The following is a 14854-nucleotide window of genomic DNA, read 5'->3' on the forward strand; positions in this document are numbered from 1 at the left end:
ACCCACGTCGTCACCGGGAACATGTGAACGATCCGTCACCGTCACGAAGCAGGGTCCGGCTCCGCCGGAACGAGACCGCGACGCTCCGCGTCGCAACCACAGGATTCGCTTCACCCCCGGCCTGAAGGCCGGAGCACTGCGAATGATCTCCGGTAGCCCGGGGAGCAAGGCGCCCGAGGGACCGGGCAACGGGGCCGCGTCAGGGTCCACCCCGAACACCGTCTCCGGGACCGTCCACCCTCCGGTAGGACGCCCGGCGACGGCCCTTGCCCGTCTGCTGGAGTCATGGACTTCAACAGGCGTACGGCGATGGCGGCGGGACTCGGCGCGGCAGCGACGGCGGCGGTGGGCACCGGGCCCGCCGCCGCCCGCGCGGCCGGCCCGCCGGTGATCACGATCCAGGGCGAGTCCCCGTCCCGTACGAACATCCCCGTCGCCCGCGACCGCCGCGCCTTGGGCGGCCGGTACCTCGCCCTGCTGACACCCGAGCGACCGCCCTCGGACACCGGTTGGTACGCCACGTACCGCGTCCGCGTCCCGCACGCGCGCGTGTACGCGCTCTCCGCCGTCGCCACCGCCCCCGTCGAGACCCCGCACACCGAAGCCGTCGCCTCCTACCTCCAGCTCCGCGTGAACGACGGCCCGTTCAGCGCGCTCGCCCGCTCACAACCCCACTGGTACGAGTCCCGGCCCGCCTGGGGCGACCTCTCCGTCCTGGATCTGGGAGAGGTGGAACTCGGCGCCGGGGACAACGCGTTGACGTTACGGGTCATCGAGCCCGCGATCCTTGAGAACTCCATCGTGTACGCCCTCTCCCTGGACCACCTCACCCTGCGCCCCCTGCCCGGCCCGGCCCTCGGCGAGGTCTCGGTCCCCCGTCACCGCGTCGGTGAACCCGCCCACCTGCGCCTGACCCTCAACGGCCACGCCGCCCGCCCGCACCCCGTCCGCTACACCGTCACCGACTACTTCGGCCACCAGGTCGCCGACGGCTGTACGACGATCCCCGCCGGCCGCACGACCACGACCGTCGCCCTCCCCGCCGACCTCCCGCCCGGCCACTACCGCGTCCGCGCCGACCACGACGCGACCTCCGGCGAGCAGTCCGCCAAGGAAGCCCGGTTCGCCCGCCTCCCCGCCCGCCCCGCGGTCACCGACCCGACCGCCAACCGCTTCGGCGTCAACCTCTGGGCCTCCTCCCTCGTGCCGCCCTCACGGCTGGAGGAATTCGCCGCCGCCGTGCGGGACATGGGCGCGGGCTGGGTCCGCGACGGGCAGTCATGGCCGGTCGCCGAGCCCGCGCCCGGCGCATACGACACCGCCCACCACGACCGCGTCACCCGCACGCTGCGCGCCCACGGTCTCGCGGTCCTGGACGTGCTCTCCCCCGCCCCCGAGTGGGCGATGTCCGACGCCTCGCTCCCCCTCCCGGCGGACCTGCGCCACGCCTACCGCTATGCCCGGCGCCTCGCTCTGGCCGCCCCCGAGGCGCTCCAGCTGTCCAACGAACCCGACGTCGACACCACGCGCAGCACCGGCGACGCCCACGCCGCGTTCGTGAAGGCGGCCGCGCTCGGCATCGCGGACGCGGCGGCCGAGTCGCGGCACGCCTGCCCCGAAGCGCCGCTCGTCGTCCTGCCGGGCATCGCGCAAGCCGGCCCCTTCCAGGACCTGATGCTCGCGAGCGACGTCGTCCGATACGCCGACGCCTGGGCCTTCCACGGCTACCCCGACCCGGCCGAGCAGGACGAGCCGGGCTTCCCCGGGGCGGCCGAGGAGCAGCACGCGCTCGCCCGGCGCCACGGGGCGGCCGACGTGCCCCTGTGGATGACGGAGTGCGGGGCGTTCCTCCAGGCGCGGCCCCAACAGGACCTGACGCCCGCGCGGGAGGCCGTGCAGGCGAGGTACCTGGTGCGGTCGATGGTCGAAGGGCTGGCCGCCGGGAACGCCCGGCAGTTCTGGTTCGCGGGGCCGCCGCTGCACGACGACGGGGTGTACTTCGGGCTCCTGGACCGGGATTTCGGCCCGCTGCCCGCGTACAGCGCCTTCGCCGCTCTCGCCTCGCTGCTGGGCGCGGCCCGCTTCGTCGGGCGGGCCGAGGAGCTCCCGGCCGGGGCCGACGGTTTCGTCTTCGACAGCGGGCGGGGTGAGCTGGTCACCGTGGTGTGGGCGACGCGGCCGGTGCCCGTCCCGGCGGCGGGGGCGGCGTACGACATCATGGGCCGCCGACTGCCCGGCGGCGCCGTGACCGCCTCGCGCGACCCCGTCTACCTCCTCTCCCCCGGCGCGCGGACCACCGCGCCGGCGACCGCACCGGCGACCGGGCAACCCGAGCGGCGCCCTCTCTCCCCCGCCGAACACATCGTGCTCAGCCAGCGTTACGCCGCCCGCAACGCAGCGCCCGGCAAGGACAACGGCGACGCGCCACCGCCGTACGGCTACCGCCTGGGCCGTCGTACGCGCATGACCGTCGATGTCTACAACTTCGGCTCCGCGGGGCGGTATGTGACCGTCACGCCGGAGCCGATGGAGGCGGGGGAGACGAGGGCTGGAGCGGGGTCGGGATGGTCGGTTCGGGCGGTGGCCGGCACGCGCGTGTGCGTGCCGGCCGGAGGGCGGGTCGGCGTGGAGTTCCTGGTGCTGGCGGGGCGTCGGGTGCGGCGGCGGACGGACCGTCGGCTGGCGTTCGGGGCGAGGCTCGACGGCGGGGGCGAGGTGCCCGGCAGTGTGGCGCTGGTTCACCTCAAGTAGTGCCACGGTCGCCTCCTGTAGCCCCACAGCGGGCTCAAAAGTCTGAGTTAACGCCGGTAACACACCAGGTCAGACACGGTTTGATGGAGAAAGCGCATACCGACCACTCAGTTTGATGAAACCCTCGCGCATGGCCGTACTCCGAAGTAACGTGCGTGGCTCGCCCGCCCCCCACCTCCCTGCGGTCCGCCGCACCGGACCCGAGTCACGCAAGGAGCAACGGGATGTCCCCGTCCTTCGACCCGTCACCGCCGTACCAGTACGGCCCGGGCGACACGTCACCGTCGTACGACACCTACAACACCTATCCCTGGCAGGCACCGACCCCACCGCAACCACCACCACACCACCGAACCCCCGACCACCCACCCCTCGGACACCACAGCGACCTGCGGATCCTGCGCACCGCCTACCGCTGGCAGCGGCGCGTGGCGACGCTCACCGCGCTCGGCTACTTCACCCTCTTCCTGATCCTGTCCGCGTGCGCGCCCGGGTTCATGACGAGCACGGTCACCGAGGGACTGCCCGCCGGCCTGCTGCTCGCACTGATCCAACTGCCGGTCACCTGGCTGGCGATCGGTCTGTACGAGCACACGGCCCGCCGTTACGTCGACCCGCTCGCGGACCGCATCCGCAAGCAGGCCGAGGTGGACGCCAAGCGGGAGTCGGGGAACCGGGGGACGGGACGATGACGGACTTCAGCGGAGACGCGCAGGCGATGTCGCTGGTCGCGTTCTGTGCCGTGGCCACCATCACGCTGCTGCTGTGCGTGATGACGGGCCCGGACCGGGACGACCTCGACGAGTTCTACACGGGCTACAGCTCCCTGTCCCCCGTGCGCAACGGCCTGGCGATCGCGGGCGACTACATCAGCGCGGCGACCGTGCTGGGCACGACCGGCGTGGTCGCCCTGTGCGGCTACGACGGCATCGTGCTGGCGCTGAGCACCGCCCTGTCACTGATGCTGCTGATGTTCCTGCTGGCCGAACCCCTGCGCAACGCGGGCCGGTTCACCATGGGCGACGCGCTGGCCCGCCGGATGCCGGGCCGGGGCGTGCGGATCGCCGCGTGCGCGGTGACGCTGGCCGCCCTGGTGCCGCTGATGCTGGTGCAGCTGGCGGGGACCGGGCAGTTGCTGGCGTTCATCCTCGGCTTCTCGGGCGACTCCCTGAAGACGGGGACCATCGTCGGCCTCGGCGTGCTGATGATCAGCTACGCGGCCATCGGCGGGATGAAGGGCACCGCGCTCATCCAGATCCTGAAGATCGTGATGCTGCTCGGGTCGGGCGCCGTGGTGGCCCTGCTGGTGCTGGCACGGTTCGACTGGAATCCGGGCACGCTGTTCAACGCCGCGGCGCAGCAGAGCGGGGTCGGCTCGGCGTTCCTGGAGTCGGGCCTGCAGTTCTCGGGCGGCCCGCACCCCCGCCTCGACATGATCAGCTCCCAGCTCGCGGTCGTCCTCGGCGGCGCGTGTCTGCCGCACATCACGATGCGCATGTACACGGCGTCCGGCGCACGTCAGGTGCGGCGCTCGATGTCCTGGGCGGTGTCGAGCGTGGCGCTGTTCGTGCTGGTGATCACGATCGTCGGCTTCGGCGCCACGGCGCTGATCGGGCGGGAGGTGATCGCCGGGGCGGACCCGCAGGGCAACACGGCGTATCTGCTGGGCTCCAGGGCCGCCTTCGGCGCCGAGGTCTCCACCGCGGAGACCCTGCTCTTCACGGCGGTCACCACGGCCATCTTCCTGACGGTGCTCGCCTCGGTCGCCGGCATGATCCTGGCCTGCGCGAACTCCCTCGCCCATGACGTGTTCGCCGTGCGGGTACGGGAGCTGTCCGGCCGCCGCGAGATGATGGTGGCGCGACTGTCCGCGCTGGCCGTGGGGGTCCCCGCGATCGTGCTGGCGACGATGGTCCAGCACCGCAGCCTCCAGCCGCTGGTGACCCTGTCCTTCACCCTGGGTGCCTCGGCGATCGCCCCGGCCCTCGTCTACAGCCTCTTCTGGCGCCGGTACACCCGGGCCGGACTGATGTGGACGCTGATCGGCGGCTCGGTCGTGGTGCTGGTGCTGATGCCGGGGACCAATCTCGTCTCCGGGTCGCCGGCCTCGGCGTTCCCCGACGCCGACTTCAACTGGTTCCCCTTCACCACGCCCGGGCTGGTGTCGATCCCGGCCGGGTTCCTCCTCGGCTGGCTGGGGACGGTCCTGTCGGGCCAGGACGAGTCGGAGGAACAGCGGCGGCAGTACGAGGCCGTGGAGGGCTGGATCCTGGCGGGGGCGGTGCGGCGGGGGGACTAAGCAGGCCCCGGGCATCCGCCTCTCGGAGACCCGCGCCGGGGTCGGGGTCCTCGCCGGACCCCGGCCCCGGTTCACTCCATCGCGGCCTGCCGCTCCAGCGTCGACAGGCTGTTGCGCATCTGGTCCATCTGCAACCGCACCTCGTCCCACATCTCCCCGTGCTCGCGCAGCACCCGCTCCGTCTCCCGGGCGACCCGCTCGGTCCGCTGCCGGGCCTGCTCCAGCAGCTCCGCCGCCCGCGCCCCCGCCTCCTCCTGAAGCCGCTCGGCCGAGGCCCGCGCGTCGGCGAGCTCCTGCTGCGCCTCGGCCAGCGACGCCTCGGCCCGTGCCACGCCCTCCGTCTCCGACCTCTCCAGCGCGGCCAGCCGACGCTCGGCCTCCCGCTCGGCCTCCTCCGACCGCTCGGCGTGCTCCTTGGCCTGCCGCGCCACCAGCCCGGCGGTCTGCTGCCGCGCCTGGCGCAACGGGCCGAGCACCTCCCCGCGCTCTTCCTTCACATCACGCCGGGCGGCGACACGGGCCTCGCCCGCCTCGGCCCGAGCCGCGAGCAACCGCTGACGGGCCCACTCCTCGGCTTCGGAGTGCACGGCGTCGGCGTGCGCCTGCGCCGCGTCCCGCACCTCGTCCGCGTACGACTGCGCCTCCTCCATCAGCCGCTGCGTCTCCTGCCGCGCACCCTCCCGCACGGCCGCGGCCTCCTCCTCCACCATCTCGAAGAGTCGCCGAGCGCGCCCCCCGAGCTCGTCGTACGTCTGCGGGTCGAGCTGCTCCACCACCTCCCGCAGCCGTTCCGCCTCCCCCTCCATCTCCCGGGCGAGCACGGTGAGCCGGGCGGCCCGCTCCCAGGCGGCGTCCCGGTCCCGGAAGAGGGCGTCGATGTAGGGGTCGACTTGTTCGGGACGGTAGCCACGCCCTCGTACGACCACAAAGTCGTAGAGCGGGATCGGTGCGCTGGTCATCCTGGAGCCCCTCTCCGCCGAACGGATGCGAAATGATGATTTAGCGCACATCTTGATGTATCGGGCGGAAGCGTTCATAACGCGACACTCCGCGCAGGAGGCACCGCGCAGGGGCACGGAGGCACGGAGGCACGCCGGGCGGCGCACACGAAGACCGGCGGCGCACGGGAGGACGAACGGCGCGCGACAAGACGAGGAGCGCATACGAAGGGGCCGGCTCCCGGTCGTGCACCGGGAGCCGGCCCCTTCACACCCGCACGCCGCGGTCAGCGGCAGCCGGGTGACATCACCTCACGAGAAACAGCCCGAACGGCGTCACAACAGGCCGTCCCACATCTGCTCCAGCAGCACCGACCACCAGCTTTCCGGCGACCCGAGCGCCGCCGGGTCGAGGGAGGCGAGCTGAGCCTGGAAGTCGACGGTCCAACGGCCCGCCTGCTCCTGGTTGAGGCCGAAGCGAAGCCGCCACATCCGGCCCAGCAGCGCCAGGCAGCGCTGGAACTCGGGCAGCCCCGTGTTCACGAACTGCGGCGGTACGGGCGCGCCGCCCGGCCCCGCCTCCACCGGCACGGCGACGATGTGCGCCGTCCCGTACTGCACACAGAGCGCCTTGCCGAAGTCGCTGCCCATGACGAGGTACGAACCCGCGTCCGACGCCGGCTGCACCCCGCGCTCCTGCGCCAGCTCCGCCAGCGTCGGCACCGGCCGCCCCGGCTGGGCCTGCGCCCAGAAGAACGGGCCCATGTCCATCGGCAGACCGCCCACCATCAGGCTGTGCGCCACGACCGGCGGCACACCCTGCCGCGACACGGCGGCCTGCTCGAACCGGAACAGCCCCGGCCCGAACGCCCCCGCCAGCTCCTGCGCCACGCCTTCCGGCGGAACCGGCGGCGCCGCCTGCACCTGCGGCAACGGCGCGCGCACCGGCGCCGGACGGGCGGGCCCGTCGGCCACCTGGTGCAGCTCGCCCTGATGCGCCAGCAGTTGCTGCATGCCCTGCTGCCGGCTCGCGTGATCCGTGCCGTACGGCGCGATCGACGTGATCCGCGCCTGCGGCCACTGCTCCCGGATCATCCGCGCGCAGTACGCACCCGGCAGCTCACACGACTCCAGCTCCGTGTGCAGCTCCAGCACCTGGTCCGACGGCACGTTCATGGCCCGCAGCTCGTGGAAGATCTGCCACTCCGGATGCGGCGTACCCGGCGCCGAACGCCGGATCAGCTGCTGCTCGGAGCCGTCCTGCGCCCGGTAGCGCAGCACGGCCTGGTAGCCCGGGCCGACGGTCGGCTGACCGGTCGGCTGCTGCGGGTAGCCGTACGCCGGGGGCTGACCCGGCGCGGGCTGGCCGGGTTGCCCGTGCTGCGGGGCGACCGCACCCGGAGGCATGGGGGGCTGGGGGGCGCCGGGCGGCGCCATGCCGGGCCCGCCAGGCGGCGTACCGGGGCCGGCCGGTGGCATACCGGGGCCGCCCGGAGGCATCCCCGGAGCGCCGGGAGGCTGCGGCGCGCCCGGCGCCGGCGGCGGCGGGGGCACACCGGGGCCGCCCACCGCGGGCGCGGCCAGCACGGTCTCCGCGTGGTGAACGGCACCGCGAGCACCACCCGAGGAACCCCCAGCACCCGGAGCGCCGGGGGGACCAGGAGGCTGGGGTGCGCCCGGCGTGCCCGGGGCACCCGGAGCACCGGGCGGGCCGGGGATGCCGTGCGGATTCGGCGCACCCGGAGCACCCGGTACGCCGGGAGGCCCCGGCGGCTGCGGCGGGCCGCCCATCTGGTTCGGGTCGGCCAGCATGGTGGCGGCATGGTGCACCCCGCCGGGGGGTGTACCACCGGGCGTGCCGGGCGGGTTGGGGGCGCCCGGAGCACCGGGCGGCTGCGGAATCCCCGGTCCGGCAGCACCCTGGGGGCCGTCAGGACCGAGCGCCGACACCAGCTGCGTCGGAATGTACCCACCCGCCGGAGCACCCGGAGCACCCGGAGCCCCCGGCGTACCCGGAGCCGCCGGAGTCGAAGGCGGCTGGGGGGACGTACTCCCCGCACCGGGTGCGCCCTGAGCCCCCGGTACACCCGGTACACCCGGAGCCGACGGCGGCGGAGGCGGCGTCCCCGCACCCCGCGCCCGAGGAGGCGCCGCCTTGCTCGTCGCGGCATCGGCGATGTCCCCGGCGTTCGGCGCGAGCGGCCGCCCCGGCGTCTCGGGGCCACCCGGCGCCTGCGGCCCGCCCTGCGGGTAGCCGTAGGAGGGCGCGGGCGCAGGCGTGGCGCCCGGCGGGGGCGCACCCGGGGCCCCGGCACCCTGCGGATAGCCGTACGAAGGCGCCCCCGGAGGCGGAGGCGGCGTCGGGGCGCCCGGCGTGGGCGGCTCGTCCAGCGCCGGCTCGACGGCCGTCGAGGGAAGCGCGCTGCCGCCCGACATCAGCGCCGTCTTGGCGTCCGGCGGCGTGGCGTCGTCACCGCTCAACGGCGGCGCGAACACGGTCTCCGGCAAGGGCACGGAACGGTCCTCACCGGCATCGGCGTTGGTGTCCGTACCGGCCCAGGGAGTCGCCCCGTCCGGCACACCGGGCACCGAAGGCGCAGACGGTGGCGGTGGCGTCGACGACGGACCGGCCGCGCCCAGCGGAACCCCGCCCTGCGTCTCGGGAAGCGCCCCGCCACCGGACCCGCCACCATCGGAGGCCGAACCCGGACCCCCGTCCCGGCCCCCCTGGATCCCGAGCTTGTCCGCCGCCTCCTGCAACCACTCCGGCGGAGTCAACAGGAACGACGTCTGATTCAGATCCACCCGGGCCGGAGCGGCCGGCGCCGGCTCGGCGTCCGCGTCCCCACGGCCGTACTCCTCCTCGTACCGGCGAACCACCTCGCCCACCGGCAGCGAGGGCCACAACGTGGCCTCCCCGCTGTCCCGGGCGATCACCAGCCGCTGCGCGCCCCCGTCCGAACGCGGTCCGTCCGAACGGTCCTCGGCCCACACCACGAACCCGAGTCCGAACTCCCGCACCCGCACCTCACGGTGCTGGTACGCCGGCACATCACCGTTGATCCACTCTTCCGCACGCTCCTGCGCCTGCGCGAACGTCACCATCGCGAAGCTCACTCCCCCACAGCCGCAGCGGGCACCGCACCCGCGAACCCACCGTCCACCATCAGATTCGCCACCGTCTCCAACTCCGGCGGAGAGCCCGCCAGCCGGGACAGAAACGCGTCGAAGTCCTCACCGCACGGCATCAGCAGCCGCTCCACCCGCTCCGCCGGCGGCCACGAGGGATCCACGTCCCGTGCGTCGTCGTAGGCGCAGAACCACACCGAACCGAGCCGCTCGCCCTTCACCTTCACGGCCAGCAACCCGCCCTGCACGAACCCGACGCCCAGGTAGTCCTTGGTCAGATGGTCACGCAGGCACTTGTTGACGTACACCAGGTCGTTGACGGCGGCCTCGTCCCGCACCGTGAACAGTGGCTGGTCGACGAGCAGGCCCAACTCCGGGTCCAGCGCCGTCCCCACCGGCGCACACCCGCCCGCCGCCTTCAGGAACGACCGGTACGCGCCCGGCAGCCGGTACCCGAGGTCCTCCTCGACGCCCAGCGCCTGGGCCTCCGTCACCGCCACACCCGACTTCGGCAGCCGGAAGTGCGCGGGCCGAGTCTCCTGCAACGGCCGCGTCCCGCGCTTGTCGTGGTCCACCGGCGACGTCGCGATCCCGCCGTGGTGCCGCAGCAACGCCTTCACCTCGACCGGAACCAGCTCCAGCCGCCGTGAACCCACCACGTGGTGCCACGTCCAGCCGTGCGGCGTCGCCACCGCGGGGATGGTGTCCCACAGTTCGTGCCCCGACGCCGCCAGCGCCGCGTTCGCCGACACGTAGTCCGTCAGCCGCAGTTCGTCGACGCCGAAACCCTGCGGCGGCTCCGCGATCTCCGCCGCCGCCCGCGCGTAGGGCGAGAAATCGGGGTAACCGCGCTCGTCGACCCGTACTCCTCTCGGGTGACGGGTCGCCCGGACCGGATCCGGGAAATGCACGACCTGCCCGGCGTAGGCCGCGTTCGGCGGCGCGGCTTGTCCCCCGGCCTGGCGGCCGGGAGGTGCCCCGAGCCCGAGCCGACCTGTCGTCATGGCGGTTGCCCCCTGCGGCGTTCTGATACGCGCCACCATGACCACTCTCGGTCACAACGCCACGTATCGGCTGTCTCGTCTGCGTCCACGCGTCACCGCATGGAAAGCGGTGCCGACAGCCTATGCGGTACGACGACACCGGTCACCGGCGCCGGTCACGCCCCCCTCCGCTTCCGTGACCAGCCGTCACCCCGCCGTGACAGCCCGCCCAAACCCGGGCGTGTCGCGACGCCCCAGCTTCCGCACCCGCCACGCCATTTGGCACTCTGTGACGTCCGAGAGCATGCCCGGGGGATGCTCGGGAGGGGATGACGATCATGAACGCGACGCAGACAGGCCCACACGCAGCCCAGTCCGGCGACCCTCGCATCGGCTGGAGCGCCACCGAGACCCCCCACACACCCGCCCTCCTCCACCGCCGTGACGGCATACTCCCGACCGTCGCCGCCGCCCTCTCCGTCCGCGGCGCCACCCTCACGGGCACCGCCGCCCGCGGCGACCAGCCCCCGCCCCTGCACCACCTCGTCCAGGACTTCCTCGACACCCTCACCAGCTCGGATCGCGACCGCTTCACCGGCCGCTGTGCCGAGACCATCCTCATCTCGCGCCACATCGCCGCGGCCGACGCCACCCGCAGCAAACGCTCCGCCCGCAAACCCATGACCAACGGCGAAGCCCGCAAGGCCCTCAAGCAGGCCAAGCTCACCGCCCGCCGCATCCGCGAGGACGGCGACCCCCTGCACGGCAGCTTCGCCGCACCCTGCCGCGCCTGCACCGCCCTCAGCGCCCACTTCGGCGTGCGCATCGTCGACCCGACGACCGACGGCTAGCCCCCGGTCTCTCCCAGCGCGCACCCACCGGCACATCCGTAGGCACCGACGAACGAAGGGCAGATGCACACCGACCGCACCTCCACCACCCGTTTCCCCGTCCCCGTCGACGCCGCCCTGCGCGCCGCCGGCTGGCAACCCGGACGCTGGGACATCAAGCAGGCCGAGATCTGGGCCGACGCCCTGCGTGAACACGCCTCGCCCGCCGGCCACACCCACGCGGTCTTCCCCGCCGCGGTGGAGGCCTGGGCCGAATTCGGCGGCCTGCACATCACTCCCAGCGGACCCGGCCGCCAGGTCGCCCCGGCCGCGCTCCACTTCGACCCGCTCCACGGCCTCCACATGGCCCGCACCCTGGGCGACCTCGGCCGCGCCCTCGACACCGAGGTCTGCCCCCTCGGCGCCGAGACCGACACCCAGGCCCTCCTCGCCATCGACACCGAAGGCCGCGTCTACGGCCTCGACCACACCGGCGACTGGTACCTCGGCTCCGACATCGACCAGGCCCTCGCCGCGCTCGTCGCAGGCATAGAACCGGCACGGCTCACGGCGGGCTGAGCGACCGACACCGCCCTACGCCGCCGGAATCACCGCCGACACCCGGAAGCCCCCGGCATCGGTCGGCCCCGACACGAACACCCCGCCGAGCGCCGCGACCCGCTCCTTCATCCCCACCAGGCCGTTGCCCCCCGACGGCAACCGGGCCAGGGAGGCCGGCGACAGCTCCGGCGGCGGCTCGTTCTCCACCTGCATCGCGATCTCCGACACCCGATGCGCGAGCCGTACGTGCGTCTTCGCCCCCGCCGCGTGCTTGTGGACGTTGGTCAGGGCCTCCTGCACCACCCGGAACGCCGTCTGCTCGATCTCCGCCGCATACGGCCGCGTCTCCCCCTCCACGGACAGATCCACCACCATCCCGGCGGCGGCCGACTGCCCGATCAACGCGTCCAGCTCCGACAGGCAAGGGCCCTCGGCCGACCCCTCGTCCCCGCCGAACCGCTCCCGATCAGCGGCGGCGGCCGCGGCGGCGCCCACCGCGGCCAGCGGCACGACAGCCCCCCGCAACCGCTCCGCGTGAACGCCCCCGCTGCGCAGCACCCCGAGCATCTCCCGCAGCTCGGTCAGCGCCTGCCGGCCCATGTCCCCCACGAGCGCCGCGTTCTTCACGGCCTTGTCGGGATCCTTCCGGGCCACTGCCTGGAGCGCGGCGGAATGCACCACCATCAGACTCACCCGATGCGCGACGACGTCATGCATCTCCCGCGCGATCCGGGTCCGCTCCTCGTTGCGCGCCCACTCGGCCCGTTCCTCCGCCCGCTCGGCCAGCAACTGCAGCTCCCGCTCCAGGCTGTCGGCCCGCTCCCGCAGACTCTCCATGAGGCGCCGCCGAGCCCCCACGTACAGACCGAGCAGGAGGGGCGGCGCGGTCAGCCCCAGGGCGGTGGTGACCGAGGCGAACGGAATCACCCAGTCCCCGAAGGTCAGGTTCCCCCGCGCCATGTCCTGCCGCAGCCACACGAACGTCACGATCAGCGTTCCGACGAACGACATCCCCGCCAGTGCGGCGATGATCCGCCGCGGGAGCTCGGTGGTGGCGAGGGTGTAGAGGCCGACGATGCCCAGCAGGAACCCCATCTGGGCAGGCATCACGGCGATGGACACCAGGACGACGGCGATCGGCCACCGGCGCCGCACCACCAGCACCGAGCCGGCCAGCACCCCGAACACCACCCCGGCGGCCTCCGGGATCCCGGCCTCCCGCCCGAACCTGGCCCCCTCGAAACCGCACTCCACCGCGGACACCACGCCCAGACTCACGTCCAGCACGGCACCGCGCACCCTGCCCCACCACCACGGCCCCGCCCCCGGTGGCGGCGCCTCTGCGTGGGCTTCCCCCGTCGTGGTCATGGCTCCAGCCTACGGGCGCCCGGCCCCCGTTTTCCGGTGACTTTCATGGACTGGCCTACACCACATCGCACAACCGAACGGAAGCGAAACCGCCCGATATCCCTCGAACTGCAAAATCGCACACCGTTCGACACCGGAACCGGTTATTCCAGCCGGACGGCATACCTGTGGCATATCCGGTGAGCCCATGCGCCGACTCCGAGGGGCGACCCGGGCGACAGGCACCGTCGCACGGAAGGCGCCCGGTGCGGCATAGTAGGAGGCGCCGCTCGACGGTCTGGCCAATTGTCCGGCCCGGTTGAGCTTATTCCCCCGTGGTGTAATTGGCAGCACTGTGGCTTTTGGTGCCATCTGTCCGGGTTCGAGTCCTGGCGGGGGAGCAATAGCGCACGTTCGGGCCCTGACTGCTGACAGCTCAGTCGGGGCCCGCTCTCATGTCCCCCACGAAACACCCCGGTATCCTGCGGATGTCACCCCACCCTCTCCACAGCCGAAGGGCATCCCGTGAGCGCCATTCGCCCGGCAGCCGTCGTCGTTCTCGCAGCGGGTGAGGGCACCCGTATGAAGTCGGCCACACCAAAGGTCCTGCACGACATCTGCGGACGCAGCCTCGTGGGTCATGTGCTCGCCGCGGCACGCGAGTTGCGGCCCGAGAACCTGGTCGTGGTCGTGGGGCACGCGCGGGAGAAGGTCACCGCCCACCTCGGCGAGATCGACCCCGAGGTACGCACAGCGGTGCAGGCGCAGCAGAACGGCACCGGGCACGCCGTACGGATGGCCCTCGAAGAGCTCGGCGGCGGTGTCGACGGAACCGTCGTGGTCGTCTGCGGCGATACGCCGCTGCTCACCGGCGAGACCCTGACCCGCCTCGCCGCCACCCACTCCGCGGACGGCAACGCGGTCACCGTGCTGACCGCCGAGGTCCCGGACGCGACGGGGTACGGGCGGATCATCCGGGACGGCGCCTCCGGTGCCGTGACGGCGATCGTCGAGCACAAGGACGCCACCGAGTCGCAGCGGGCCGTTCGGGAGATCAACTCGGGTGTCTTCGCCTTCGACGGGCAGCTGCTCGCCGACGCGCTCGGAAAGGTCCGTACGGACAACAGCCAGGGCGAGGAGTACCTCACCGACGTCCTCGGGATCCTGCGCGAGGCCGGTCACCGGGTCGGCGCCTCGGTCGCGGGCGATCACCGTGAGATCGCGGGGATCAACAACCGCGTGCAGCTCGCCGAGGCCCGGCGGATCCTGAACGACCGGCTGCTGACCGCCGCCATGCTCGCCGGCGTCACCGTCGTCGACCCGGCGACCACATGGGTCGACGTGACGGTCACCTTCGAGCAGGACGCGGTCGTCCTGCCGGGTACGCAGTTGCAGGGCTCCACGCATCTCGCCGAGGGCGCGGAGGTCGGACCCAACAGCCGGCTGAAGGACACGAGGGTCGGCGCGGGGGCTCGCGTGGACAACACGGTGTCCGACGGTGCCGTGGTCGGGGCGCAGGCGAGCGTGGGGCCGTACGCCTATCTGCGGCCGGGGACGCGGCTGGGGGCGAAGGGCAAGATCGGCACCTACGTCGAGACCAAGAACGCGTCCATCGGCGAGGGGACCAAGGTGCCTCACCTCTCCTACGTCGGTGACGCGACCATCGGTGACCACACCAACATCGGTGCCGCGAGTGTCTTCGTGAACTACGACGGACAGGACAAACACCACTCCACGGTCGGCTCGCACTGCCGTACCGGATCGGACAACATGTTTGTGGCTCCGGTCACGATCGGGGACGGCGCGTACACCGCGGCCGGCTCGGTGATCACGAAGGACGTGCCGCCCGGTTCGCTGGCTGTGGCCCGCGGTCAGCAGCGGAATATCGAGGGTTGGGTGGCCCGTAAGCGTCCGGGCAGTGCGGCCGCGAAGGCGGCCGAGGCGGCCTCCCGCCAGGAGGAAGGCGAAGGCTGACCGGAAACAGGTGCGTCAAACACGGCGTACCGTGATAAGTGC

10 protein-coding genes and 1 tRNA gene are annotated in these 14854 nt (G+C 73.0%); 7 read left to right on the forward strand and 4 right to left on the reverse strand.

The genetic code is table 11. The features are described from left to right. The first annotated feature begins 285 nt into the window (after nt 1-285). From ACFU95_RS25220 to ACFU95_RS25230, 3 genes are all read left to right on the forward strand, one after another. Complete coding sequence (locus tag ACFU95_RS25220) at nt 286-2751, forward strand: hypothetical protein (protein WP_383831585.1); 2466 nt, start codon at nt 286-288, stop codon at nt 2749-2751. A gap of 224 nt (nt 2752-2975) precedes the next feature. Next, nucleotides 2976-3443 carry a DUF485 domain-containing protein gene (locus ACFU95_RS25225; RefSeq protein ID WP_383831587.1) on the forward strand — a complete coding sequence of 156 codons (468 nt, stop codon included), beginning with the start codon at nt 2976-2978 and terminating at the stop codon, nt 3441-3443. Beyond that, nucleotides 3440-5050 (forward strand): cation acetate symporter, encoded by a 1611-nt coding sequence (locus ACFU95_RS25230; protein WP_383831589.1) that lies wholly within the window; start codon nt 3440-3442, stop codon nt 5048-5050. The genes ACFU95_RS25225 and ACFU95_RS25230 overlap by 4 nt, the downstream gene beginning before the upstream one ends. Before the next feature lie 71 nt (nt 5051-5121). On the opposite strand, the gene ACFU95_RS25235 is transcribed toward ACFU95_RS25230, so the two are convergent. From ACFU95_RS25235 to ACFU95_RS25245, 3 genes are all read right to left on the reverse strand, one after another. Next, nucleotides 5122-6009 carry a cellulose-binding protein gene (locus tag ACFU95_RS25235; RefSeq protein WP_383831591.1) on the reverse strand — a complete coding sequence of 296 codons (888 nt, stop codon included), beginning with the start codon at nt 6007-6009 and terminating at the stop codon, nt 5122-5124. A 315-nt stretch (nt 6010-6324) separates the two neighbouring features. Further along, on the reverse strand, nt 6325-9093 hold the full coding sequence (locus tag ACFU95_RS25240) for an SUKH-4 family immunity protein (protein WP_383831593.1): 2769 nt from the start codon (nt 9091-9093) through the stop codon (nt 6325-6327). 8 nt (nt 9094-9101) lie between these two features. Continuing rightward, nucleotides 9102-10121 carry an SMI1/KNR4 family protein gene (locus tag ACFU95_RS25245; protein WP_383831595.1) on the reverse strand — a complete coding sequence of 340 codons (1020 nt, stop codon included), beginning with the start codon at nt 10119-10121 and terminating at the stop codon, nt 9102-9104. A gap of 308 nt (nt 10122-10429) precedes the next feature. Here ACFU95_RS25245 and ACFU95_RS25250 point away from each other — a divergent pair, with 308 nt between their 5' ends. Together ACFU95_RS25250 and ACFU95_RS25255 are read left to right on the forward strand one after the other, a co-directional pair. Further along, nucleotides 10430-10951 carry a YwqJ-related putative deaminase gene (locus ACFU95_RS25250; protein ID WP_383831596.1) on the forward strand — a complete coding sequence of 174 codons (522 nt, stop codon included), beginning with the start codon at nt 10430-10432 and terminating at the stop codon, nt 10949-10951. Nucleotides 10952-11014: 63 nt separating this feature from the next. Next, the gene (locus tag ACFU95_RS25255; protein WP_383831597.1) at nt 11015-11509 is read left to right on the forward strand and encodes an SUKH-3 domain-containing protein; all 495 of its coding nucleotides are present in this window, start codon (nt 11015-11017) and stop codon (nt 11507-11509) included. Nucleotides 11510-11524: 15 nt separating this feature from the next. Here the strand turns inward: ACFU95_RS25255 and ACFU95_RS25260 are convergent, their stop codons facing one another. After that, complete coding sequence (locus tag ACFU95_RS25260; protein ID WP_383831599.1) at nt 11525-12859, reverse strand: sensor histidine kinase; 1335 nt, start codon at nt 12857-12859, stop codon at nt 11525-11527. A gap of 308 nt (nt 12860-13167) precedes the next feature. Between ACFU95_RS25260 and ACFU95_RS25265 the strand changes: the two genes are divergently transcribed. Together ACFU95_RS25265 and glmU are read left to right on the forward strand one after the other, a co-directional pair. Beyond that, nucleotides 13168-13239: transfer RNA gene (locus ACFU95_RS25265), tRNA-Gln, on the forward strand. 124 nt (nt 13240-13363) lie between these two features. After that, entirely contained in the window at nt 13364-14812 is a 1449-nt protein-coding gene (gene glmU / locus ACFU95_RS25270) for a bifunctional UDP-N-acetylglucosamine diphosphorylase/glucosamine-1-phosphate N-acetyltransferase GlmU (RefSeq protein WP_383831601.1), read from the forward strand. Nucleotides 14813-14854 lie beyond the last annotated feature (42 nt).

Origin of the sequence: Streptomyces sp. NPDC057623 (genome assembly GCF_042800355.1) — a bacterium.
Classification (GTDB): domain Bacteria; phylum Actinomycetota; class Actinomycetes; order Streptomycetales; family Streptomycetaceae; genus Streptomyces.